Annotated in this window: 21 protein-coding genes and 2 pseudogenes; 6 read left to right on the top strand and 17 right to left on the bottom strand. The window is 69.6% G+C overall.

Annotated elements, in window-relative coordinates:
• From ACIA1L_RS05140 to ACIA1L_RS05105, 8 genes and pseudogenes are all read right to left on the bottom strand, one after another.
• Positions 1 to 613, bottom strand: a pseudogene (locus ACIA1L_RS05140) (hypothetical protein); the annotation flags it as partial.
• Positions 606 to 3611 carry a bifunctional [glutamine synthetase] adenylyltransferase/[glutamine synthetase]-adenylyl-L-tyrosine phosphorylase gene (locus ACIA1L_RS05135; RefSeq protein ID WP_396071233.1) on the bottom strand — a complete coding sequence of 1002 codons (3006 nt, stop codon included), beginning with the start codon at positions 3609 to 3611 and terminating at the stop codon, positions 606 to 608. The pseudogene ACIA1L_RS05140 and the gene ACIA1L_RS05135, both read right to left, overlap by 8 nt.
• Before the next feature lies 1 nt (position 3612).
• The gene (locus ACIA1L_RS05130) at positions 3613 to 4401 is read right to left on the bottom strand and encodes a type 1 glutamine amidotransferase (protein WP_396071232.1); all 789 of its coding nucleotides are present in this window, start codon (positions 4399 to 4401) and stop codon (positions 3613 to 3615) included.
• A gap of 54 nt (positions 4402 to 4455) precedes the next feature.
• Complete coding sequence (locus ACIA1L_RS05125; protein ID WP_396071231.1) at positions 4456 to 4899, bottom strand: GNAT family N-acetyltransferase; 444 nt, start codon at positions 4897 to 4899, stop codon at positions 4456 to 4458.
• Entirely contained in the window at positions 4899 to 5324 is a 426-nt protein-coding gene (locus tag ACIA1L_RS05120) for a DUF350 domain-containing protein (RefSeq protein WP_396071230.1), read from the bottom strand. The genes ACIA1L_RS05125 and ACIA1L_RS05120 overlap by 1 nt, the downstream gene beginning before the upstream one ends.
• Before the next feature lie 78 nt (positions 5325 to 5402).
• Positions 5403 to 6752, bottom strand: coding sequence for a glutamine synthetase family protein (locus tag ACIA1L_RS05115; protein WP_396071229.1), 1350 nt, complete (start codon positions 6750 to 6752; stop codon positions 5403 to 5405).
• 115 nt (positions 6753 to 6867) lie between these two features.
• Positions 6868 to 7074 (bottom strand): DUF397 domain-containing protein, encoded by a 207-nt coding sequence (locus ACIA1L_RS05110; RefSeq protein WP_396071228.1) that lies wholly within the window; start codon positions 7072 to 7074, stop codon positions 6868 to 6870.
• A pseudogene (locus ACIA1L_RS05105) lies at positions 7064 to 7866 on the bottom strand (DUF5753 domain-containing protein). The gene ACIA1L_RS05110 and the pseudogene ACIA1L_RS05105 overlap by 11 nt, the downstream one beginning before the upstream one ends.
• A gap of 441 nt (positions 7867 to 8307) precedes the next feature.
• Between ACIA1L_RS05105 and ACIA1L_RS05100 the strand changes: the two are divergent.
• The 4 genes from ACIA1L_RS05100 (at position 8308) to ACIA1L_RS05085 (ending at position 11738) form a co-directional block, all read left to right on the top strand.
• Positions 8308 to 8466: a hypothetical protein gene (locus ACIA1L_RS05100; protein WP_396071227.1), complete on the top strand. Its 159-nt coding sequence runs from the start codon at positions 8308 to 8310 to the stop codon at positions 8464 to 8466.
• Between the two features lie 49 nt (positions 8467 to 8515).
• The gene (locus ACIA1L_RS05095; protein ID WP_396071226.1) at positions 8516 to 10315 is read left to right on the top strand and encodes an NAD+ synthase; all 1800 of its coding nucleotides are present in this window, start codon (positions 8516 to 8518) and stop codon (positions 10313 to 10315) included.
• A 100-nt stretch (positions 10316 to 10415) separates the two neighbouring features.
• Positions 10416 to 11246 (top strand): 3-methyl-2-oxobutanoate hydroxymethyltransferase, encoded by an 831-nt coding sequence (panB, locus tag ACIA1L_RS05090; protein WP_396071225.1) that lies wholly within the window; start codon positions 10416 to 10418, stop codon positions 11244 to 11246.
• 45 nt (positions 11247 to 11291) lie between these two features.
• Positions 11292 to 11738 (top strand): VOC family protein, encoded by a 447-nt coding sequence (locus ACIA1L_RS05085; RefSeq protein WP_396071224.1) that lies wholly within the window; start codon positions 11292 to 11294, stop codon positions 11736 to 11738.
• On the opposite strand, the gene ACIA1L_RS05080 is transcribed toward ACIA1L_RS05085, so the two are convergent.
• The 4 genes from ACIA1L_RS05080 to ACIA1L_RS05065 form a co-directional block, all read right to left on the bottom strand.
• Positions 11726 to 13147 carry an RNB domain-containing ribonuclease gene (locus ACIA1L_RS05080; RefSeq protein ID WP_396071223.1) on the bottom strand — a complete coding sequence of 474 codons (1422 nt, stop codon included), beginning with the start codon at positions 13145 to 13147 and terminating at the stop codon, positions 11726 to 11728. The genes ACIA1L_RS05085 and ACIA1L_RS05080 overlap by 13 nt on opposite strands.
• A 99-nt stretch (positions 13148 to 13246) precedes the next feature.
• Positions 13247 to 14887 carry a hypothetical protein gene (locus ACIA1L_RS05075; protein ID WP_396071222.1) on the bottom strand — a complete coding sequence of 547 codons (1641 nt, stop codon included), beginning with the start codon at positions 14885 to 14887 and terminating at the stop codon, positions 13247 to 13249.
• Positions 14888 to 14975: 88 nt separating this feature from the next.
• A complete protein-coding gene (locus ACIA1L_RS05070) occupies positions 14976 to 15182 on the bottom strand; it encodes a hypothetical protein (protein WP_396071221.1) in 207 nt (68 codons plus the stop codon).
• Between the two features lie 240 nt (positions 15183 to 15422).
• The gene (locus tag ACIA1L_RS05065; protein ID WP_396071220.1) at positions 15423 to 16448 is read right to left on the bottom strand and encodes an aspartate-semialdehyde dehydrogenase; all 1026 of its coding nucleotides are present in this window, start codon (positions 16446 to 16448) and stop codon (positions 15423 to 15425) included.
• Between the two features lie 59 nt (positions 16449 to 16507).
• Between ACIA1L_RS05065 and ACIA1L_RS05060 the strand changes: the two genes are divergently transcribed.
• Positions 16508 to 17308, top strand: coding sequence for a class I SAM-dependent methyltransferase (locus ACIA1L_RS05060; RefSeq protein WP_396071219.1), 801 nt, complete (start codon positions 16508 to 16510; stop codon positions 17306 to 17308).
• On the opposite strand, the gene ACIA1L_RS05055 is transcribed toward ACIA1L_RS05060, so the two are convergent.
• From ACIA1L_RS05055 to ACIA1L_RS05035, 5 genes are all read right to left on the bottom strand, one after another.
• On the bottom strand, positions 17305 to 17916 hold the full coding sequence (locus ACIA1L_RS05055) for a D-alanyl-D-alanine carboxypeptidase family protein (protein WP_396071218.1): 612 nt from the start codon (positions 17914 to 17916) through the stop codon (positions 17305 to 17307). The genes ACIA1L_RS05060 and ACIA1L_RS05055 overlap by 4 nt on opposite strands.
• 308 nt (positions 17917 to 18224) lie before the next feature.
• Positions 18225 to 19361: a hypothetical protein gene (locus tag ACIA1L_RS05050; protein WP_396071217.1), complete on the bottom strand. Its 1137-nt coding sequence runs from the start codon at positions 19359 to 19361 to the stop codon at positions 18225 to 18227.
• Between the two features lie 163 nt (positions 19362 to 19524).
• On the bottom strand, positions 19525 to 20439 hold the full coding sequence (locus tag ACIA1L_RS05045) for a threonine/serine dehydratase (protein ID WP_396071216.1): 915 nt from the start codon (positions 20437 to 20439) through the stop codon (positions 19525 to 19527).
• 191 nt (positions 20440 to 20630) lie between these two features.
• Entirely contained in the window at positions 20631 to 21692 is a 1062-nt protein-coding gene (locus ACIA1L_RS05040) for a type I glyceraldehyde-3-phosphate dehydrogenase (protein ID WP_396071215.1), read from the bottom strand.
• Between the two features lie 1202 nt (positions 21693 to 22894).
• Complete coding sequence (locus ACIA1L_RS05035; protein ID WP_396071214.1) at positions 22895 to 23251, bottom strand: hypothetical protein; 357 nt, start codon at positions 23249 to 23251, stop codon at positions 22895 to 22897.
• A gap of 717 nt (positions 23252 to 23968) precedes the next feature.
• Between ACIA1L_RS05035 and ACIA1L_RS05030 the strand changes: the two genes are divergently transcribed.
• Complete coding sequence (locus ACIA1L_RS05030; RefSeq protein WP_396071213.1) at positions 23969 to 24421, top strand: MarR family winged helix-turn-helix transcriptional regulator; 453 nt, start codon at positions 23969 to 23971, stop codon at positions 24419 to 24421.

Raw genomic sequence — 24421 nt, 5'->3', positions numbered from 1 at the left:
GACCGGGCTGAGCTTGGCCTGGCTCGGCTTGACCCGGCTCGGCGACCGCACCTCCGTCATCCACGCGGCGTGGACCGGCGGCTACGGCGAGCGCTGCCACGGCCAGTGCGAGGCCGACCGCGAACGTGATTCGGCCGCTGACCAGGTTCGCGGCGAAGACCACCGCGCCCAGCACCCCGCCCAGCAGCGGGCGACGGGCCGATGTGCGCCACAACAGCAACAGGAAAGCGAGCGACGACGCCACCGCGGCGACAGCACCGAGCAGGCGCATGCCCACGAGGGAGCCGAGCGGTGCGGTCAGCAGGCTGTAGCCGAACTGGGCCACGCCGCCGTACCAGCCGAAGTCGACCGGCGCGGTGCCATGCTCGGCGAAGAAGTCGGCGCGGGCTTGTTGGGCGGCAAGGTCGGTGCCCATCGGCGGAGCAAGCAGGAACGCGATCGACAGTGCCACGGAAACAGCGGTGGTCCAGACAAGCGCCCACGGGAGTCCCCGCGGCGATGCTGCCGCGGCGGTCGGACGAGCGGGTCCGGCCGTGGTCGACGCCGCGTCGGCGTGACGTCCGTGCCGATCGCCGGCCGCGGCAACGGCGGAGCGGCGGTGCGGTTCAGGCATCGAGGACGCGTTCCATCGCGGCACGGGAGCGTCGGGTGATGCGCAGGTAGCGGTCGACGAACTCGCCGGGGTCGCCGCCGCCGAGCAATTGCACAACGCCAGCGAGCTCGGGGCCGTGTCGGGGCAGCTGGTCGGTCGGCCGGCCCCGGACCAGCGTGAGCGCGTTGCGGACCTGGGCGGCCAGCGTCCACCCTGCGGTCATTGCCGCCGCGTCGACCCGGTCGACCAGCTTGGCGTCCAGGGCCGCGGTCAAGGCTTCGAGCGTACGGGTCATGCGCAGGCCGGGCAGCGCGAAGGCGTGCCGCAGTTGGACGAGTTGGACCGCCCATTCGACGTCGGCGAGGCCGCCGCGGCCGAGTTTGGCGTGTGTGGTGGGGTCGGCGCCGCGGGGCAGGCGTTCGGTTTCCACGCGCGCCTTGATCCGGCGGATTTCGACGATCTGGTCCCGGGTCAGGCCGCCGTCCGGGTAGCGCATGCGGTCGGCGAGCTGCTCGAATTCCCGGCCCAGGTCTTCGTCGCCGCAGACGAAGCGGGCGCGCAGGAGGGCCTGTGACTCCCACACCTTCGACCAGCGGGCGTAGTACTGCGCGTACGCGTTGAGGCTGCGGACGAGCGGACCTTGGCGGCCTTCCGGGCGCAGGTCGGCGTCGACGCCGAGCGGCGGGTCGGGGGCCGGCGCGCCGAGGGCGCGGCGCAGTTCCTCGGCGATGGCGTGCGCGGCGCTGCTGGCCTCGGCATCCTTGCTGCCCTCCGGGGCGGCGAAGACGAACAGCACGTCGGCGTCGGACGGGTAGCTCATCTCGTAGCCGCCGAGCCGGCCCATGCCGATCACCGCGAACCGCAGGCCGGGCGGTCCGGGTCGGACCCGGCGGGCGGCGTGCAGGGCGGCGCTCAGGGTGGCGTCGGTGACGGCGGACAGGGCGATGCCGATGGCGTGCACGTCGAGCGGCTGGGCCGGGGCCAGCTCGCCGGCGTGGCTCAGAATGTCGGCGCAGGACAGCCGGAACAGCTCGCGGCGGCGCAGTGCCCGGACCGCGGCGATGGCCGGGGCGGGGTCGGTGGCGTCGTCGCGCAGGTGCCGGTCGACGGCGGCCACGAACCCGTCGCGCAGCACTTCGCGGGGTCGCGGCTGGAGTTCGGCGTCGTCGGCCAGCAGGCGCAGTGCTTCCGGGTCGCGGGTCAGCAGGTCGGTGGCGTACCGGGAGAGGCTGAGCACGCGGGCGAGCCGCCGCGCGACCGGGCCGCCGTCGCGCAGCAGGCGCAGATACCAGGGGGTGCCGCCGAGCTTGTCCGACACGTGCCGGTAGTTGAGCAGCCCGCGGTCGGGTTCGGGCGCGTCGGCGAACTCCTGCAGCAGCATCGGCAGCAGCGTGCGCTGGATCGCGGCGGTGCGGCTGACCCCGCCGGTCAGCGCCTGGAGGTGTCGCAGCGCTCCGGCCGGATCGGCGAAGCCGAGCACTTCGAGGCGGCGGCCGGCCGATTCGGCGGTCATCCGCAGCGCTTCGGCGGGCACCTTGGCGACCGCTTCGAGCAGCGGTTGGTAGAGCAGTTTCACGTGCAGGCGCCGCACGTGCGCGGCGTGGCCCACCCAGTCGGAGCGGAACGCCTGGACCGCGTCCCGGCCGGGGTTCGCCGTGTAGTCGAGCGCCGCGGCGAGCCAGCGCAGCAGCTTCGGGTCGTCCGGGACGGTGTGGGTCCGGCGCAGGTTCTGCAACTGCAACCGATGTTCGACCGTACGCAGGAATCGGTAGCCCCGCAGGAGCGTCTCGCCGTCCTCGCGGCCCACGTAGCCGCCCGCGACCAGGGCACGCAGCGCGGGCAGGGTGCCGCCGAGGCGCAGACTTTCGTCGACGCGGCCGTGCACGAGTTGGAGCAGCTGCACGGCGAACTCGATGTCGCGCAGGCCGCCCGGCCCGCGCTTGATCTCCCGGTCGACCTCTTTCGGCGGCACGTTCTCGATGATCTTGCGCCGCATGTCCCGCACGTCGGCGACCGCCTCGGGCCGTTCGGCGGCGTGCCACACCAACGGCGCAAGGTCGTCCAGCCACTCCCGTGCGAGGGCAAGGTCGCCTGCCGCCGGTCGCGCTTTCAGCAGAGCCTGGAATTCCCACGTACGCGCCCAGCGCCGGTAGTAAGCCTGGTGGCTGGCGAGGGTCCGGACCAGCGGCCCGCGGGAGCCCTCCGGCCGCAGGGCGGCGTCGACCGGCCACGCCACCTGCCCGCAGATCTCGATCAGTTTGGCCGCGACCGTGGTCCCGGCGCTGAGATCCTCGTCGCCCGCCGCCACGAAGATGACGTCCACGTCGGAGACGTAGTTCAGCTCGTTGCCGCCGCACTTGCCCATGGCGATCACCGCGAGGCGCGGCGCGGCAATCGACTCCGGCAGCCCCGCGACCGCGATGGCGTACGCGGCGGCCAGCGTCTCGTCGGCCAGCCGGGACAGCGCCGCCATCGTCGGTTCGAGGCCGCGGCCGCCCGTCAGGTCGGCGGCGACGATCCGCAGCAGCGCGATGCGGTACGCCGTACGCAACGCGGGAACCGCCGGCTCCTCGAGCTCGAGGTGACCTTCCGCGGGCGGCGGCATGCCGGTCTTGCCGGTTTCGAGGACACGCCACTGGCCGGGGTTGGCAACCAGGTGATCGCCCAGTGCGCTGGACGCACCGAGCACGCTGATCAGCCGTCGCCGCAGGGCGTGATCGGCGGCCAGCGCCGACAGGACCGCGTCGGCGGCCGGGCTCGCGGCGATCTGCTCGCCGGGGCCGGTGACCGGGCCACCGCTCTCGCGCTGGGCCGCCCGCGCCACCGCGTCGACCAGCCGGTGCAGTTGGCGCAGCGCGAGGCTGGGATCGGCGGCCCGGGACAGCGCCTGCAGCAGCTCCGCGGCGGCGGGGTCGGCCGGCTCCTGCGCGTCGGCGTTCCACAGCCGCAGCCCCTCGGGGCCGAGCAGGGCACCGTCGTCGGCGAAGCCGTACCGGGCGAGGCGGCTGGGTTTGGTCACGTCATTGGCCCAGCAGCGGCAGCGTCCGCGGGCTGTTGCCCGGCACGGGAATGTCCGCGTCGGGCAGCTCTCCGAGGGCGAGCGCGGCGAACCGGGCCGCGAACGGCTGCCAGGCCTCCTCGACATCGGCCAGCACGTCCGCCGTCGCCGCGACCACCACTTCGGGGTCGAAACCCAGTTCTTCGAGCAGCGTACGGTCGGCGGCAGCCCAGCCTTCGATCATGGCCGGATCGCACTCGATGTGGAACTGCACGCCCCAGGCCCGGTCGCCGAGCCGGAACGCCTGGTGCGGGTAGCGGGTGGACGCGGCCAGCAGCACCGCGCCAATCGGCAGCTCGGTGATCTCGTCGCTGTGCCACTGGATCACGTCGGGCAGCAGCGGCACCCACTTGAACAGCGGGTCGGTGTCGGAGGCGTCCCGACGCGCGACCAGGCCCGGACCGATCTCCGGACCGGCCGTGCTGCGCTCGACCAGGCCACCGTGGGCCTGTGCAAGCAGCTGCGCACCGAGACAGACACCCAGCGTCGGTACGCGGTGGCGCACCGCCTTACGCAGCAGCCCTTCGAGGGCCGGGAACCAGGGCGAACCCGGCTGTCCCTGCTCGTCGGGGTACGCACACTGGTCGCCGCCGAGAACGACGAAGGCGACGTACCCGTCGAGGGTTTCGGGCAGCGGCTCGCCCGCGTGCGCGCGGACGACGGTCAGGCCGAGACCGGCTTCGGTGAACCAGTCGCCGAGGCGACGCAGATCGTCGGACGGATAGTTCTCGATCACCAGTGCTGTGCCCACCCCCCGAGGCTATCGGGTGCGGCAGGCTTGTCAGGCCGCGGTCGGCCCGGCCGTTCAGGCCGGCGTCCACCGGGCGATCAGCTCGTCGTCCTCGCGTTCGCCGGTCTCCACGAATCCGAGTGAGCGGTAGAGCTCGCGGGCCGCGGTGTTCTCCGGCTGGTAGCTCAGCGCGACGTTCGGCACGCCCGGCTCGGCGGCGAGGCGGTCCCGCAGCGCGACGATCAGCGCCCGACCGATGCCCTGCCGTTGCCGGGCCGCGTCGACGACCACCCCGCCGATCCACCGGCTGGCGTCGTCGTCGACCGCCCACATGCAGAAGCCCACGACCTCGCCGTCCACGGTCACCGCGAGCGGGTGCCACAGCTCGCCGTAGTGGCAGAGCAGCAGGTAGTAGCTCACGTCGTTGACGAACTCACGCTGCTCGGGCAGCACCGTCAACGCGACGCACGCCCGCCAGGTGTCCTTGGTGACCGGCTCCAGGTCGACCTGCACCGGCATCAGGCGATGCAGGCGCAGACGATCAGGGCCGCGCCGAAGTGCGAGGCCGCGCTGACCAGGGCGCCCGGGTGCCGCTCCTGGGTGCAGATGACCTCGCCGAGCTTGCCCGGGGTCATCCAGTCCAGCACGAGGAAGGCCAGCGCCATCACGCCGATGCCCAGCAGGCCGAAGATCGCCGTGGACGCCAGGCCCTCGCCGAAGTTCTGGTAACTCGTGAAGATCGCGGTGAACACGATCAGCGCGATGCCCAACTGGTTGGCCGCGAGCAGCAGGGCGGCGTTGGGGTTCTTCTCCACCCAGATCAGGTCGCGCAGCTTGCCCGGGGTCAGCAGGTCGACGAGCACGAAGCCCAGGGCCATCAGCCCGATGCCGACCCCACCGAACACGATGCTGCGCCCGGCACCCTCAAGCAGATTCTCCAGCACGGTTACTCCCTCGTCACGGTGTCCGAGGGCACCGTATCCGACCAGGGCACACGGGTGCTCCACCGGCCGGTGGAAAGATCAGAGTGTCAGGTACCGCTCGCGCTCGTACGGGGTCACCTCGCGCCGGTACTGTTCCCATTCCTGCCGCTTGTTCCGCAGCACGAAGTCGAACACGTGCTCGCCCAGCACCTCGGCGACCAGTTCGGACTGCGACATGACGTCGATCGCCTCGGCGAGGTTCTCGGGCAGCGAGTCGTACCCCATGGCCTTGCGCTCCTGCGGCGACAGGGCCAGCACGTCGTCCTCGGCGCCTGGCGGCAGCTCGTAGCCCTCTTCGATGCCCTTGAGCCCGGCGCCCAGCATGACCGCAAAGGCCAGATAGGGGTTGGTGGCCGAGTCGATCGACCGCACCTCCACCCGCGCCGAGTTGGGCTTGCCGAAGGCGGGCACCCGGACCAGCGCCGACCGGTTCAGATGCCCCCAGCTCACGAACGCCGGCGACTCGGTGATCCGGTCCGGCAGCTGCAACGGGAACAGCCGCTTGTAGGAGTTGACCCACTGGTTCGTGACCGCCGTGTACTCCCGGGCGTGCACGAGCAGCCCGGCGATGAACGCCCGCGCGGTCTTCGACAGCTTCAGCGTGTCGCCGCCGTCGTAGAAGGCGTTGCGCTCCCCCTCGAACAGCGACAGGTGGGTGTGCATGCCGCTGCCCGGCTGGTCCGTGTACGGCTTCGGCATGAAGGACGCGCGTACGCCCTGGGACAGCGCGACCTCCTTCACCACGTGCCGGAACGTCATGATGTTGTCCGCGGTGGTGAGGGCGTCGGCGTACCGCAGGTCGATCTCCTGCTGGCCGGGCGCGACCTCGTGGTGGCTGAACTCCACCGAGATGCCGATCCGCTCCAGCGCGAGCACGGCCTGCCGCCGGAAGTCCCGCGCGACCGAGTGCGTGGTGTGGTCGAAGTAGCCGCCGCCGTCCACCGGGATCGGCACGGTGCCGTCCAGCGGGCCGTCCTGCACGAGGAAGAACTCGACCTCGGGGTGGGTGTAGAAGGTGAAGCCCTTCTCCGCCGCCTTCGCCAGCATCCGGCGCAGCACGTGCCGCGGGTCTGCCCAGGCCGCACTGCCGTCCGGGAGCAGGATGTCGCAGAACATCCGGGCGCTCTCGCCGCTGTCGCCGCCCTCGAACGGGAAGACCTGGAACGTGGTCGGGTCGGGCATGGCGACCATGTCGGACTCGGAGACCCGGGCGAAGCCCTCGATCGCCGACCCGTCGATCCCGATGCCCTCCTCGAACGCGGCCTCCAGCTCGGCCGGTGCGACGGACACGCTCTTGAGGGTGCCGAGCACGTCGGTGAACCAGAGCCGGACAAATCGGATGTCGCGCTCTTCGAGCGTACGAAGCACGAACTCCTGCTGTCGGTCCACGTCAACCCCTCGTCCTGCGCCGGTGGGCCCAAGGGTGCCCTGCAGCGGTTACGCCGAGATTACGCGATGCCGGTCCGCGGCCAGGGGGAGAGCACCGCCCTCCCCCGTTCCGGCCTTACCGGTCGAACGCTCCGCCCCGGACGCCCGCCGCGAACGCCTCCCACTCGGCGGGGGCAAACAGCAGCACAGGCCCGGCGCCCCTGTCCTTGGTGTCCCGCACCGCGACAACGTCACGCAGGTTGGTGGCGACCTCGACACACTGGCCGCTACCTGCGGACCGGGACGACTTACGCCACTCAGCATCATTCAAGTTATGACTCACGGTCGTTCAGCTCCTTCATCTTTCGAGAAATGAACTCGACGGACTCGGTCTTGTCGAGGGACGAGGCTTCGAGTTCTTCCCAGAGGTACTGATAATCAAGGATCTCGGAGTGCCCGTCGAGGTAGATCGCACCGGTCAGACTCTCGCTGTAGACCGTGCTCGCCGCGGACCCTCCATCGTCGCCAGCGAAATCGAGCACCGTGAACGCGCCCGCCACTACTGCTCGGTGAATCCCGGAAGATAGCGGGAGCACCCGGACCTGCACGTGCGGCAGCTCGGTGGCCTGCAGCAAGTGCCAGAGCTGACGACGCATCACTCCCTCAGGCAGCTCAATCAGCAGAGCCGGTTCGGCGATGATGACCTCTAGCCGCAGTGTATCGGGGAATCGCGAGAGCAACCGCTGACGAGAACGGCGAAGCTCCGCTCCGCTTCGACGTCCTCATCGGAGAGCTTCGGCCCTACGGCCCGGATGGCCTGCTCCATGTAGGCATCAGCCTGCAATAGCCCGTTGACCACCAGCGGGTCGAAGCAGCGCAGCCGGTATGCCGTTGCTTCCAGAGCTACATACAGCTCGAACCAGTTCGGGACCACGTCGGCGTAAGAGTGCCACCACTGCGCCGCCGTGCCCTTGGTGTCCTTGGCGAGATGAACCAGTGCCTGTCGCGTCTGGACCGGCACGGCGTACAACTCGCAGAGGTTCGCGACTTTGCCGGTCGGGGTGGAGACCGAGCCTTGCTCGATGCGGCGTACCGACTGCTCGGACTGGCCGAGGATGTCGGCGGCCTCCCGCATGGTCTTGCCCGCCATGGTGCGGAATCGGCGGAGAGCGATCCCGAGGATGCGCCGCGGGACCGTCGCGCCTACCGCCACATCTGCCACGCGATTCGACTCCTTCCACATGGGCCCCGCGGACCTCACAGATCGGGAGGTGCAAGGACCTGATTTGTCACGTCAGACAGGTTTTTGCTGGAACGTGAAGATCAACCCGTGGAACCACGCTCTGAGCGGTTGATCCCCCGACCTTACGGAGTGAACATCGACACCCACAAGGTTCGAGCAACCACAAGGGGTGACCGATTGTGCTGCCACTCGCCGTCATATCCGCGCTGATCATCGGGTTTCTCGCCGGTCTCCTGACCTTCAAGATCAAGACACGCTGGTGTCCCTCCTGCGGATCCACCACCCGCGCGGTTCCACCGCCGGAAGGCGCCCGCCCGGACCAAGGGACGCGACGTGTCTGAGCCCCGGAATCAGCTGCCACGACGGGTGTCCGGGACGAACTTGCCGCCCGCGGCGTACCAAAAGATCAGTGCCGAACCCGTCTGGGACGAGAAGACGCTGAAGGTGCTGCTGAACGCTCTCCGGCGCTGGCAGATCATCGAGCGGCGGTGAGGTCACCGGGTCCCGCCAGATCGCGCTCGCCCTGGTGAACAATGGGCGCATGCCCTCGATGCGCATTGCTCTCGCCCAGGTGAACCCCGTAGTCGGTGACATACCCGGTAACGCCGCCGCCGTCCGCCGGTGGACCCGGCAGGCCGCCGACGCCGGTGCCCAGCTCGTCGCCTTCCCGGAGATGATGCTGACCGGCTATCCCATCGAGGACCTGGTGTTCCGGCAGTCCTTCGTCGCGTCGTCGCAGGCCGCGGTCAAGCAGCTCGCCGCCGACCTCGCCGCCGACGGCCTCGGTGACGTGGCCGTGGTGGTGGGCTACGTGGACGCCGACGGGCCGGCCCCGACCAGCGCCGACGCCGTGCCCGGCAGCGGCCCCCGGGACGCTTCCGCGTTGCTGCTCGGCGGCGAGGTGGCAGCCACCTACTTCAAGCACCACCTGCCCAACTACGGCGTGTTCGATGAGGACCGCTACTTCGAGCCTGGCGACACGCTGACCGTGGTGCGGTTCGGCGAGGCCGACATCGCTCTGACCGTCTGTGAGGACCTGTGGCAGGCGGGTGGTCCGTTCGCCGCCGCGCGCCGGGCCGGGGTGCAGCTGGTGGTGTCGATCAACGCGTCGCCGTACGAGCTGGACAAGGACGACGTGCGGCTGCCGCTGCTGCAGCGCCGGGCGGCGGAGGCGGGGGCGACCGTCGCGTACGTGAACATGATCGGCGGTCAGGACGAGCTGGTCTTCGACGGCGACTCGATGATCGTGACGGCCGGGGGCGAACTGCTGACCCGGGCCGCACAGTTCTCCGAGGAGCTGCTGATCCACGACGTGGAGTTGGCGACCGGCGCCAGTGCAGCCACTCTCCCGCCGCCGGCTACCTCCGCGGAAGCCCCGCAGGGCGAGGAGCGCGGTGCGGACGACATGGACATCGCGCGGGTCACGGTGGCCGCCGCGCCGCGCCCGTACGCGGATGGTCCTGCTGTTGGTGGGATTGCCGAAAGGGTGACCGACGAGGCGGAGATCTGGTCCGCGCTGACCCTGGGTCTGCGTGACTACGTCGAGAAGAACGGCTTCCGCTCGGTCGTGCTGGGCCTGTCCGGCGGCATCGACTCGGCGGTCGTCGCGGCCATCGCCGTCGACGCGGTCGGTCCGGAACGCGTGGTCGGCGTCTCCATGCCCAGCGGGTACTCGTCGGACCACTCCCGCGACGACGCAGCCGACCTCGCGAAGCGCACCGGGCTCGACTACCGCACCGAGCCGATCCAGCCGATGGTCGACACGTTCCTGGCGAACATGTCGCTCTCCGGCCTGGCGGTGGAGAACCTGCAAGCCCGGGTGCGCGGCGTGATCCTCATGGCGTTGTCGAACCAGGAGGGCCACCTCGTACTCACCACCGGCAACAAGAGTGAGCTCGCGGTCGGCTACTCCACCCTGTACGGCGACTCGGTCGGCGGCTTCAACCCGCTCAAGGACGTCCCGAAGACGCTGGTGTGGCGCCTCGCGAACTGGCGCAACGCCGACGCTGCCCGGCGCGGGGGCGAGCCGCCGATCCCGCAGAACTCGATCACCAAGCCGCCTTCAGCGGAGCTGCGGCCGGGCCAGGTCGACACCGACTCGCTGCCCGACTACGACGTGCTCGACGCGATCCTCGGCGGCTACATCGACGGCGACCAGGGCCGCGACCAGCTCATCGCCGCAGGTCACGACACCGCGCTGGTGGACCGGGTGCTGCGGATGGTCGACATCGCCGAATACAAGCGCCGGCAGTCCGCGCCGGGGACGAAGATCTCCAGCAAGGCCTTCGGCCGCGACCGGCGGCTGCCGATCACCAACCGGTTCCGCGAGGGCTCGGTGTGACGGCTTCCACTCGCCTCTGACCGCGGGCGGGCCCCGGGTGCGACGATGCGAATCGACACCCGGGGACCGCACTGTGCGGCCTCGAGGGAAGGAGACAACGATGTCCGAGATCACCACCCTGTACGGCGGCCCACCCACCCGCCGGGTCCGCACCCGCGACCTGATCGCGGCGAAGGAACGCGGCGACCGCTGGCCCATGCTCACGTCCTACGACCAGTACACGGCTGCGCTGTTCGACACCAACGGCATCCCGGTGCTGCTCGTCGGCGATTCCGCGGCCAACAACGTCTTCGGCTACGAGACGACGCTCCCGGTCACGACCGACGAACTGCTTCCTCTGGTACGCGCCGTCGTCAACGCCACGAAGACCGCACTGATCGTGGCCGACCTGCCCTTCGGCTCCTACGAGGAGGGGCCGGTCCAGGCGCTGCGCACGGCCGTACGCTTCATGAAGGAAGCCGGCGCCCACGCGGTGAAGCTGGAGGGCGGCCGCCGCGTCGCCGACCAGATCCGTGCGATCGTCGGCGCGGGCATTCCCGTGATGGGCCACGTCGGGTTCACGCCGCAGAGCGAGCACACCCTCGGCGGCTACCGCGTCCAAGGCCGGGGCAACGCCGCCGACGAGGTCATCGCTGACGCGCGGGCCGTCGCCGAAGCCGGTGCCTTCGCGGTCGTGCTCGAGATGGTGCCCGGTGAGGTAGCCAAGCAGATCACCAAGGACCTCGACATCCCGACCGTCGGCATCGGCGCCGGAGCCGACACCGACGCCCAGGTGCTGGTGTGGCAGGACATGGCCGGGCTGCGCACCGGCAAGGCGCCGCGGTTCGTCAAACGCTACGCCGACCTGGCCGGAGTGCTCGGCGAGGCCGTCCGCAGCTTCGCCGACGAGGTCCGCACCGGCGAATTCCCCGCTGAGGAACACACCTTCTAGAAACAGGCACCCGGGCAAGATCGGGGCAATGGCAGACTTTGTGCCATGTCTGTTCCTGCCCGGGTAAGCCTCAGCACCCTCGGCGTGGCCGACGTCGCCCGCGCCACCGAGTTCTACCAAGCCATCGGCTGGCGCCTGTCGCCCGCCTCGGTCCCCGGCGAAGTCAGCTTCTTCCATACCGGCGGCAGCACCCTCGCCCTGTTCGGCACCAAGGACCTCGCCGCGGACGCGGGCCTGCCCGCCGAGACGCCCGCACCGGCGGCCACCGACTTCCGCGGCACATCGCTGGCGATCAACGTGGAAAGCCCCGCCGAAGTGGACGAGGCGCTGCGCACCGTCGTCCAGGCCGGCGCCACCCTGGTCAAAGCCGGCACCGCCACCGCCTGGGGCGGCTACCTCGGCTACTTCACCGACCCCGACGGGCACCTGTGGGAGGTCACCCACAACCCGGACTGGCCGTTCGACGACCGCGGCCTGCCTCAGCTGCCCTGAGCCTTCTCGAATGTCACGGTGCGGCTCGCCGGGTCCGCCACGGCCAGCCGCACCGTGACCCGCTCACCCAGCGGCAACTCCCCCACGCACCGCGCCCGCACTGCGGGCTCGTCGATCGCCACCGTGCCGCCCCGCTTCTCTTTCGGCGGGTCGTCCACATCGAGGACAGCCGCCTCGAAATGCTCGCCCACCCGGTCCGCGAGCAGCACCGCCTCGGTCAGCGCCACCGCGCCACGGTCGGCCGCCGACGCCACCCGGTCGGTCGCGGCCATCGCCGCCGGCAGCTTCGGCAGGGCAGCCCGCGCCCACTCCGGCACCGGCTCACCCGCGTGCAGGGCCAGGCACACCTCGGTCGCGTACCGGTCGGCCAGCCGCCGCAACGGCGCGGTGACATGCGCGTACGGGGCGCCCACCCCGCCATGCCCGGTTTCGGCCGGCACTGCCCCGTCGAACGCCGTGTAGGCCGCCCCACGCAGCAGCGCCGCCGCCTGATCCAGGAAGGCGGCACCCCGCGGATCGGCCGGATCCACCGACGCGACAACCGCGCCCACCGACGCTTCCGCCGGCCACTGCACACCGAGCGAACCGGCAGCGACCCGCAACGCGGTAACCGCCTCAGGTTTCGCCGCCGGCATGGTCCGCAGCAGACCCACCCCACCGTCGAGCATCAACGACGCGGCGGCCATCCCGGTCAGCAAAGAGATCTGCGCGTTGTGCTCCTCCACCGGCAACGGCGCCCGCAACACCAACCGCCACCCACTGCCGTCCGGCTCCACCTCCTGCGCCGGCATCGGCAGATTGACAGCGCCCCGCTCGGCAGCTCGAGCAGCGAGCAGCCCGCCGATCTCCGGCAACAACGCGATCGGCTCCGGCGCGGTCCCCGCCGCCACCGCCTCCTGCAACCCGGCGTAGGCCAGCTTCTCCCGGCTACGCACCCGCGCCCGCTCCACCACGACAGCAACGATCACACCGTCCGCGTCCAGGTCGATCGTCCACAGCACGGCCGCCCGGTCCACGCCCGGCAGCAGGCTCACCGCATCCTCGCTGAGCACCGGCGGGTGCAACGGGATCCGGCCGTCAGGCAGATAGATGGTCTGTCCGCGTACCCAAGTCTCGGTTTCCAGCGGACCGCCCGGCCGCACAAAGCTCGCCACATCGGCGATCGCGTAACGCACCCGGAAGCCGCCACCAGACCGCCGGCCCAGGTGCATCGCCTGGTCCAGATCGCGCGACGAAGCCGGATCGACAGTCACCAACGGCACATCGGTACGGTCCACAGCCGGCGGCACGATGGCGGCAGCCCGTTCAGCCTCCGCCAACGCCTCCGCCGGGAAGTCGCCGGGCAGTTTCAACTCCGCCCGCAGCACGGAGAAGTCGATACGCGGCGCGAAAACCCGTTTGATCGGCACCGCCCATTCCTAACACGCGAAAGGGCCGCACCCCTGCTGGGTGCGGCCCTTTCGCGGCGCTGCTAGCGCTTGGTGGTCGCCTTGCGCACCGCGGCGCTGCTAGCGCTTGGTGGTCGCCTTGCGCACCGCGGGTGTACGACCGTTGATGGTGCTCGCCGCCCGGCCATTGCTGGCCGCAGTCGCCCGGCGGGCTGCCGCCGCGTTGGCGGGTTGCTTGACCCGTCCGGCGTTGGTGGCCGAGTTCTTGGTCATCGTCGCCGGCTTGGCGTTGCTGGCCTTCCCGGCCCGAACCTTGGCAGCGGCGGCGTTGCCGGTCGCCCGCACAGCCGTCGCCTTGGTCGCGGTCGCCTTGGTCGCGGTCGCCTTGCTCGCGGTCGCCTTGGCCGCGGTCGTCTTGGCCGCAGTCGCCTTAGCCGCGGATGCCCGTGACGCAGACGCCTTGGCGGCGGTCTTGGTGGCAGTCGCCTTGGTGGCAGTCGCCTTGGCCGCGGCTGCCGACTTTGCTGTGGCGGGTCGGGCCGCGGGCTTTGCCGCTGGGGACTTGGCGGTTGCCGGGCGGCCGGCCTTGGCGATGCCAGGGGCCTTCTTGGCGATCGTCGACTTCGCCGCCTTGGTCATCGTCGACTTGGCAGCCTTCGGCTTGGCCGTCGTTGACTTGGCAGCGCCGGGCATGGCCGCGGTCGATCGTGCCGTGCTCGGTTTGGCGGAAGCCTTCTTGGCGACAGCGGACTTCGCCAGCGCCTTCTTGACAGCAGCCTTCTTGACAGCAGCCGTCTTGGTGGCGGCCTTTGCCGCCGCATCCGACCTGGTAGCGGCAGCCTTGGTCGCCGCAGCCTTAGTCGCAGAGGCCTTGGTGGCAGTCTTCTTCGCCACCGTCGTCGCCGTGGCCTTCGCTTTCTTCGCCACCGTCGTCGCCGTGGCCTTCGCCTTCTTCGCCACCGTCGTCGCCGTGGCCTTCGCCTTCTTCGCGACGCCGGTCGCCTTCGCCGTCGTGCTCTTGGCCGCCGTGGCCCTCCCTGCGGTGGCGTTGGCCGCGGTCGTGCGGGCGGTCGTCGACTTGGTCGCGGTCTTGGTTGCCGGAGCCTTCTTCGCGGCCGTCTTGCTAGCCGGGGCCTTCTTCGCCGCCACCTTGCCGGCCGCCGTTGTCGCAGCCGCGCTCTTCATCGCCCCAGACTTCGCAGTCGCACGCTTCAGAGCCGTGGTCGTCCCAGCCGTACTCTTCGCAGCCGTGCTCTTCGCAGCCGTGCCCTTCGCAGCCGTTGACTTCGCGGCCGCTGACCTTGTCGCCGTGGTCTTGACGGCCGGGGTCCTTGCAGCGGTCGACTTGGCAGCCGTTGCCTTCTTCGCAGCAGCCGACTTTGTCGCTGCCGATGTGGTGGTAGCCGTCGACTTCGCGGGTGTGGTCTTTGCTACCGAAGCACGGCCCACGGCTTTCGTGGCGGAGGCAGCCTTGGTCGCGGAGGAAGTGGCGCTCTTGGCGATGGTGGAGGCTCGCTTCGCGGTCTTCTTCGCCACAGCAGTACCAGCAGCACCGTTGGCCGACGCCCGGCGGGCCGGAGCGGGCGCCGCGGTGCTCGAAACCGTGGCGGGGCGCTGGCCGGTGGTCGAGGTGGCGGCGGCGGTGCGTTTGGTGGGCGCCGCGGTGGCGCGTTTGCCGGTTGCCGACCGGGCCGCGGCCGTTGCGGCGGCGGGTTTCTTGGCGGCAGCCCGGGTCGGGGCGGCCTTCTTGGTCACGGCCATGGGGTACTTCCTCCTAGCGAATGACTGCGGGCTCGTCTCCGCGGAGGAGACCGACGATTCCGGCTTGGACACAGGGGTCGGGCCGGAGCTAGCTGACCTCCCCGGTCCAGCGGGCGTCCTCGGCATCCCACGCCGCATTGCGCTTCTCGACCGTCTCGAGTGCCCGCGTGGCGTCGTCAGCGGAGGCGTACGGGCCGAGCCGGTTTTGGGCAGCACATACGGCGTCCTCGGACTCGACCCGGTCATGCCGGAGGCACCAGAAGTAGCCGCCCCCACCAGGCCCACTGTCGTTCATGCCATCACTGTGCACCTCAAACCGACCAAGCGCTACCGATTCAGGCAAAAAGCCCCGTTTTTCCATAGTGGAGCGTCGCAAATACCCCCCGAAGGAACGACAAAATGTTTACCGCCGCCGGCGCTTCCTGCCCGCCGAGCCGACCGAAACCACGACCGGGCCAATCACCGAGCCGCCCTGACCAAACAACAGCGCCCCGCCCCACCGAGTCGGCGGGACGGGGCGAACAAGCCAGGAAGCTCAGCGCAGCGAGGCCGCCACCAGCTCCGCGACCTGGACGGCGTTCAGCGCCGCTCCCTTGCGCAGATTGTCGTTGGACAGGAACAGCGCGAGCCCGTTCTCCACCGTCTCGTCGGCACGGATCCGCCCCACGTACGTCGGATCGCGCCCGGCGGCCTGCAACGGCGTCGGAATGTCCGACAGCTCGACACCGGGAGCCGCCGCCAGCAACTCGCGCGCCCGCTCCGGCGTGACCGGTCGGGCGAACCTTGCGTTCACCTGCAGCGAATGGCCGGTGAACACGGGCACCCGTACGCACGTACCCGAAACCTTCAGGTCCGGTAGGCCGAGAATCTTGCGGCTCTCGTTGCGCAGCTTCTGTTCTTCGTCAGTCTCGCCGCGGCCGTCGTCGACGATCGCACCGGCGAGCGGCAGCACGTTGAAGGCGATCGGTCGGGCGAAGGAACGGGCCGCAGGAAACTCGACCGCACTGCCGTCGTGGGTCAGCTCGGTGGCGCGGTCGGCGACCTTCTGCACCTGCTCGGCGAGCTCGGCGACGCCGGCCGAGCCCGCGCCGGAGACCGCCTGATAGGTGGTGGCGACCAGAGAAAGCAACCCGGCCTCGTCGTGCAGCGGCCGCAGCACCGGCATGGCGGCCATGGTGGTGCAGTTGGGGTTGGCGATGATGCCTTTCGGACGCCGGGCGATGGCGTCCGGGTTGACCTCGGCGACCACGAGCGGGACGTCCGGGTCCATCCGCCAGGCCGACGAGTTGTCGATCACGACAGCGCCGGCCTCAGCAACCCGCGGCGCGAACTCTTTGGAGCTGCCCTTGCCCGCCGAGAACAGGACGATGTCGAGTCCGCGGAAGTCCGCCTTCTCGGCGTCCTCGACGGTGGCTTCACCCCCGTGCCAGGGCAGTGTCCGACCGGCGGAACGCGCGGAAGCGAAGAGCCGGAGCTGGTCTACGGGGAACGCGCGCTCGGCCAGGATGCGGCGCATGACGCCACCGACCTGTCCCGTCGCGCCGACGATGCCGATCCTCATGGTCCCAACGTACGGTCCGAACTGCGCGTACGGAAATCTCCGGCCGTAACGTCGACGGCATGTCTGCCGTCTACACCCACGGACACCACGAGTCGGTTCTGCGGCCACACCGGTGGCGCACCGCAGAAAATTCGGCGGCGTACCTGCTGCCCCACCTGACCTCCGGCGCACGCCTGCTCGACGTGGGCTGCGGGCCGGGCACCCTCACCGCCGACCTGGCGACGCACGTCACACCCGGCCGGGTCACGGCCCTGGAGCACACCGGGCCTGCGCTGGACCTCGCCCGCTGCGAGATCGCCCGGCGCGGCCTGACCACCATCGACTTCGCGGTTGGCGACGTGCACGCCCTCGCCTTTGCCGACGCGACCTTCGACGTGGTCCACGCCCACCAGGTGCTCCAGCACGTCGGCGACCCGGTCCAGGCGCTGCGCGAGATGCGCCGCGTCGCCCGTCCCGGCGGCGTGGTCGCCGTGCGCGACAGCGACTATGCGGCCTTCACCTGGTTTCCGCGCCTGCCGGAACTCGACGAGTGGCTGAGTCTCTACGACCGCATCGCCCGCGGCAACGGCGGCGAACCGAATGCGGGACGCCGGCTGCTCTCCTGGGCACACGCCGCCGGCTTCACCGACGTCACAGCGACCTCGTCAACCTGGTGCTTCGCCACAGACGACGATCGGGCGTGGTGGGGTGGCATGTGGGCGGAACGCATCCTCGCCTCGGACCTGGCCCGGCAAGCGGTGGCGTCGGGAGCCGCCACCCGCGACGATCTGAACCGCATCTCCCACGGCTGGCAGACCTGGGCGGCCCACCCCGACGGCTGGCTGTCCGTCCTGCACGGCGAGCTGATCTGTCGGGCTTAGACCGACTTCGGTTTGTACGCCCAGTGCCACGGCTCGCGCGGCACGTTCTCGGTGAAGCCGTACTTTTCACCGTTCTCCCGCATCCACTTCTGCGCCTTGGCGTTCAGATCGAGGTCGGTCGCCATGCCCCAGCCGTGCTCACTGGTGCCCGGCTTCGCCGCCAACCCACCTTGGGAATACAGGCCCTTACGCCGCGCGACGTCGACCTGCTCCTCATATGAGCGGTAGGAGTCGGTGATGCCGATGGTCACCCCCTGCGCCTTGGCGTCGGCGATCATCTGGTTCAGTGACTCGGCGGCCGGCGCCCACAGCTTGTGGTTGGTGTTGCCCACCTTGCTGAGCGCATTCGCCGGGATCTTGCCGTTGCCGTAGGCGGCCAACTCGGTCGGGATCCCCTTACTGTTCAACGAGTACGACTTGTTGGCCGCGCCAGTTGTCTGCGTTCCCATCGCGTCCGCAAGCGCCGAGGCGAACGAGGCACCCGAGGCGGATGTGGTGCCCGTGGCGGTCGAGGTAGCTGCCGCGGTCTTGGTGGCCTGCTGGGTCTGCAACGCGAGGATCCGGCTCTGGATGTCGCTCATCCGGCTGTTGACGCGCTCGATTCCCACCGCGAACACCTCCGTACTTGCGCGGCCTGACCCCTGCCTCTTCGGCGCAACCCGGAAAAGACTGAGCCGCAACCCAGGAGTGGCGTCAACGCGAACCGAACCCCAAGGCGGGGCCAGCCTGCGGCGCAGCCCAAGGCGAGGCCAACCTGCCGCGCAACCCAAGGCGAGGCCAACCTGCCGCCCAGCCCAAGGCGAGGCCAACCTGCCGCCCAGCCCAAGGCGAGGCCAACCTGCCGCGCAGCCCAAGGCGAGGCCAACCTGCCGCGCAACTCAGCGTGCCGTCAGCCTTGCGCCGCGATCGAGGTGGGTCAGCCGATGGCGACGGGTTGGCGCACCTCGTTGCCTTCGATGCGGTCCTTGACCTCCAGGTCGAGCTCCGAGGTCTTGTCGGCGCGGTTCGGCAGCAGGTTGGTGATCAGGACGAGGAGGCACCCGATGCCCGCGTAGAGGGAGAGCACCAGCAGCGGCCCGCCGATCGAGGCGTCCGGGAAGTAGAGGTCGTAGCGGACTGCCTGCACGCCTGCGCCGGTCGGCAGGTTCTCGCCGAGGATCCGGCCGAAGTCGGGCAGAAACTCGGGGAGGATGCTCGCGCCGCTGATCACCGTACCGATGGTGAAATAGACGGCTCCGAGCAGCGCGCCCGCCGGACCGACGAGGGCCACCGCGCCCGCGGTGGAGCCGGTGATCGCGAGCGAGACCAGCGCGAAGATGCCGAACATCGTGACGTGATCGGCATCCGCGCCGACCCCGAACCAGCTCATCGACCACAGCACCACCGCCGCCGACGCCACGGCGTACACGATCAAGGTCGTGAGGTGTCCCAACCCGCGCGCCCACGAGCGGCGAGTGCGCGGGATGAGCCGGCCCAGCCCGACGGAGGCAATCGTCCCGCCGAGGGCGAGCGCCTGGGTGAGGAAGCCCAGTGATGCGCCATTGACATCGTCAGCGGGCAGCGGCACGACGTCGGTGATCGGCGGCGGGGCGGCCAGCGAACTGGCCTCGGCGACGGAGATCGCATTACCCCGCTTCGCCAACTCGCTGAGATGCGCGCCGTTCTGCTGGGCGATGACGGACGTGTAGGTGGTGCGCAACAGTGACGCGGCGGCGGTCCCGGCGGCGCTCGCGATATAGAGGTGCGGCCGGTCAGCTGTCACGTCGACCCCGCCGTACACGGCACGCTCCTGGATCGCGGTCTCCAGCTCGGCCACGGAACCATAGATGGTGGCCTCGAAAACACCGTCGCGCTCCAGCAAGTCGAGGATGGCGGCCTGCTTACTTGCAGGCGAGACCAGCCCGACCGGCACGTCATGCGGCATGGCCCGATGGCCCATGCCCAGGTAGTAGGCGGTGAGCGCAAGCTGCACCAGTGCACCGGCGAGACAGACCACCACAGCGAACCGGCGGAACTGCCGCACCGATTTGATCTGATTGTCGTCATCCGTCATAGCCCCAGCATTACGGACATCCCGAATCTCCCGCAGGTGATCGTCGCGCAAGGTCCAGATCCCATAGGTACGGGCACACCCGCCCCCAACCGCACTACCGCCGCCCCGCCCCCAGGTCTGACGCCGCCCCGCCCCCAGGTCTGACGCCGCCCCGCCCCGCGGCCTAGGCCAGATCTGCGGGATCGGTGTTGGCTCCGCAGAGCAGAACGATCACCCGCTCCCCGACCGCCGGGACATACGCACCTGAGGTGAGCGCCGCCTGCGCGCACGCCGTCCCGTGCTCCACCACGAGCCGATAGTCCTCCCACAACCGCCGACGTGCCTCGACGATCGCCTGATCGTCGACAAGCACCGAGCTCAGCCCGGCGGCGACGGCGGTTTCGACGGCGATCGCCCCGGCACGCCGCGCTCCGAGCGAATCCGCGGCGACTCCGGAAACGGGCACATCCACTGCTGCTCCGGCGTCGAGGGCGGCATTCAACGCCCGGGCGTTGCGCGGTTCGACCGCCACCACCTTGGCCTGGCCGTGCAGAGCAGCCGCCACACCCGCAATCAGGCCACCCCCACCGACCGCCACCAGCACAGTGTCGAAGCCAGCGGGCAACTGCTCCAGCAACTCCAACGCCACCGTGCCGTTGCCCGCGACCATGTCCGCGTCGTCGTAGGCGTGACAGAACAGTGCCCCGGTTTCGGCGCCGCGCACACTCGCGGCGGCGAACGCTTCCGCGTACTCAACTCCGGCTTGGACGACCCGGGCACCCAGCTTGGCCAGCTTCGCGACCTTGACCGGCGGCGCGGTGACCGGCACGAAGATCTCCGCCGGCACGCCCAGCTCCCGGGCGGCGTAGGCCGCCGCAAGTCCCGCATTGCCGCCGGACGCGGCGATGATGCCGGCAGCGGGCAAGCCGTCCTCGGCGGCCGTCAGGATCTTGTTGAACATTCCCCGGGTCTTGAAGGACCCGGCGTGCTGCACCAGCTCTAGTTTGTAGCCGACCGGCCCATCGGTCAGCACGGGTGTCCGGCGCACCCGTCCGGTCAGGCGCCGGGCTGCAGCTTCGATTGCATCGCGGGAGATCACCGATCCGTTCTACCCCACCCGGCGTACGCCGTGCTGCGGCCTGTGGATACGCCGCAGCCTTGTGGATATTCCGTCCCCGCTCTCGCCTCCGTTTCCGCCGGCGCTGTCGCTACCCCCGCTGCCCTCAGCCGGGCGGCTCGAATAGTCCTGATGACGTTCGCCGCCGCCAGTCCCGTTGCCGGCGGAGGCGGTCAGGCTGCCGCGGTCTTGTAGAGGAGGCCCGCCGGGACGGGCTCACGTTCCCCCACCAGGCGGGAAAGGTCGACCAGCCGATGGGAGAAGCCCCATTCGTTGTCGAACCAGCCACGCACCTTGACGCCCCCGTCGGCCGTGGCCTGGGTCCCGGACGGGTCGAAAAGACAGGAGGCCGGGTTGTCTCGGACGTCGATCGAGACAGTCGGATCGGGGTCATAGTCGATCAACCCACGCATCGGCCCCGCTGCGGCCTCCGCCATCGCGTGGTTCAGCTCGTCGACGCTGACCGGCCGATCGGTGTGCCCACCCAGCTCGGCGAGCGACCCGATCGGGGTGGGCACGCAGTAGTAGCTGTAACGCACCTCGCCGAGCCGAGGAAGCACCACACTTAGCAGGTCACCGCTAACGTGATCGTGCGGAATGATGCTTTCCGAAGCGGCCCGTCCCAATCGCGGATCGTCTCGCGACGTTCCCGTGGTGGCATCGTGCACCTTCTGCCAGCCCTGCACCGCAAGCACCACCGAGGTCTGCACGCTGCGCAGCCCGAAGCGGTCCAGCAGCACCTTTGCCATCACGGACAGTGCGTTCACACCGCAGGAGGCAGGCGACACGACATCGTGCCGGGCGGGGTCGTACAAGTCGTGGTTCACCCCCCAGACCAGGACGGCATCTGGGTCGTCCGCAGACGCACTGATCACGACCTTGCGGGCGCCACCGTGGGTGATGTGCACGCGTGCGTCGTCGCCGCGGCGGAACTGGCCGGTGGCCTCGATGACCACGTCAACGCCGGCGTCGGACCACGGGATGCGGCCCGGCTGCGATTCTCGGTAAGTCCAGATCGGACGGTCGTTCACGATGAGCTGCCCGCCCACCGTACCGACGGTGCCAGCGAATCGGCCACGCAAGCTGTCGCGTTTCAGGGCATGCGCCAATCTGTCCGGCGCGGCGATGTCATTAACGGCAGCAACCGTGATTCCAGAGCCCGGCGCGGCGTTGATGATGCGCATAACGGATCGCCCGATGCGACCGAAGCCGTTGATGCCGATCCTGACAGTCACCAAGCACTCCTCGCGGCCGCTCCGACTACCCTGCACTTCGCGACGCGGGAACTCATCCCAGCCCGCACCCGTCGTCACATATCAGACACTATGAGTATGCAACTTGCACGTCAACTCGACCGGTCGGAGGGCATACTCACAACCCCGAGCCGTCGTGTCAACCCGATCAAGGCCGGCCCTTACTCATTACCCGTCCGCTGTGGATCTGCACTTTCACCTGCTATTTCAACCACATCGTAGCCCGCTCCCTGATCACCGCAGGGTCCTCACTGAGTAGGACGGCGACCGTCTAGACTGGACAGAACGTACCGAAGGGTGTCGATGCGTTCCGTCACTGCGCCCGCTGCCGCGCCGAACGGACATCACCGCAGCTCAATCCGTTTTCCGGTCATCATTCAGCACCTCTCTCGCCAATTTGCAAGACCCGAATTTTCCACGGCGACACGGGACTGTGACCATTCATTCATACAGCTAACCGGCCGCGGCACAGAAGAACCGCATCCGCCCCTGCTGAACCCGCTCACGATTCACCCCTACCGCGCTATCCGATTCACGAAAATTTAATGAACGACATCACGGTCCGACCTTTTCTCCTGCCGATCGACCACACCCCCTGCACTACCGCGTCTGGCCGGCCTCGTCGCTCTGGAGCGGGCATCCCTGCGCGCACCTCCTCGGTCGGGCCTCCGCCGCCTCCAGCAGTTGACCGGCCGCGTGACCGGCAACCCGCTACGCCGGCTCTCATCAACGCTCCCACTCGATGCCGGCATCTCGACCGCCGATCCAGGCCGGCATACCGCCGATCCAGGCCGGCATACCGCCGATCCAGGCCGGCGTACCGCCGGACTCGACGGTCGGTTGCATCCGCTTCGATGTCGCGAGGAAGCCGTGCAGTCCCTCCAGACTGGCGTTACGCCCTCGATGGTCAGCACGCAGAACAGCCGGCCCGCACCCAGCCGCAATCGCACCCACACCGATCTCCGACGCCGCCGGCATATCCGAACGCCCGAAGCCACCGCTTCCTAGCCCGCGCCCGAACCCTCCGAGATCAACCGCATCCCAGCACCCGGACCTCGAGAGCGGCCCACCCTTGCGTCAGCTAGGCGCGACCGCGGTCCCGACCGCCGCAGCTGTCGGTTCAGGTCAGCAATCTTTGCCTCGGCACTCGAAGCCGAGTCAGCACAGCCGCGTCCGAGTCCACGTCAGACCAGAACAGCCAGCGACTCCACTCCCACGGCAGAGAAGTAGTACACGGCGCGGCCCCGATGCCGCATCAGCACCCGGCCTATTTCCCTGCGCTGCTGCCGAGCCGCGGGCACTAACACCAGCGAACGCCCCTGGTGCAGCCCGGCCACGTACAGATGCATAAGTGGCGCGTCGCCATCCCAGTCCCGCAAGCGGCAACGCTCGGGATGCCAAGGTCGACTCTCGACCGCAGCAAACCCGGCCGCATGCAATGCGGCGACAGCTGCCCGCGCGCTCTGCCTGTCAGGCAGCAGACCCGCCACCGCGTCAGCGGGCCGTGCCACGAATTCGGGGGTGTCCTGCAAGATCGTCACGATCGCCTCCCGCGCACCGCTCTGCCCGCAGACTAGGGAGTGCTCCGCCGCCCCGGAATGCGCCAGCCAGATGCCCGACACCACACCCCTCCCCAGTTGCGCCACCTCCCTGAGCCCCGCACCATCACCCGCCCTGGCACTTGCTGAGGATTCTGACGGTCAGCCCCGCCAACTCGGCGGCGAGCAGGAAGCGCGGCGGGCGGGTGAGCGGCTGCAGGGTCGCGAGTTCGTGGCAGTGCTGGCACGACGGTACGTAAGCGTATGGCCGCGCTCGTGCGGACTGGGCTCGTGCAGGCTGAGCACGTGCAGGCTGAGCACGTGCAGGCTGAGCCTGCCGGATCGCTCATCGCCGAGGCGTGTGCAACCTCGGCATCAAGATTCACCGCGACAGCGGTTAGTCGCTCTGCTGCTCACGAGCGAGTCGCTTGCGCTCTCGCTGGTCCCGGGTGAACTGCTTCCGGGCAGCCAAGTCACGCTTCCACTGCTCACGAGCGGGCTGCTCGCAGCCGTGCACCGCGTTAGCAGTCTGCGCTGGGCCAATCATCGACCGGAAGAACCAGTCATCAAACGTCGCATGGAACCATCGCATGAACCGGCTCCGGCTCGGAGCCCGATCAGTCTTCGCCATGAAGCCAGCCTCCAACGGATCCCTTGGTGTCCCAATAGTTTGTACCCCAACTATTGGTACTCTAGCCAGCAACCTGAGGAGAAGCCGTAGTGAGTGATCCGATCGACACCACCGATCCGCTGGCGTTGGAGCAGCAGGTGTGTTTCGCCCTGTCGGTCGCTGCCCGGGGCGTCGTCGCGGTCTACCGTCCGCTGCTGGAACCCATGGGCCTGACCCACCCGCAATACTTGGTGATGCTGGCGATGTGGCAACACGAACCGCTATCCGTCCGCAGGCTCAGCGACCTCCTCCAACTCGATCCTGGCACCCTCTCCCCGCTGCTCAAGCGCTTGGAGTCCGTCGGCTACCTGCGCCGCGAACGGGATCCCGACGACGAGCGCAGCCTGTCCATCAGCCTCACCGCCGAAGGCCGCGCTCTCCGCGCCCGCGCTGAGCAGATCCCGCCGGCCGTCGTGCAGCGCCTAGGCATGCCTGTTGCTGAACTCCAACAACTCCACGCCGCTCTCACCCGAGTCATCGCCGCCGCCCGACCCCCAGCGTGA

Source organism: Actinoplanes sp. NPDC051859, from assembly GCF_044452725.1.
Classification (GTDB): Bacteria; Actinomycetota; Actinomycetes; order Mycobacteriales; family Micromonosporaceae; genus Actinoplanes.
This window is presented reverse-complemented; position numbering and strand designations above follow the sequence as displayed.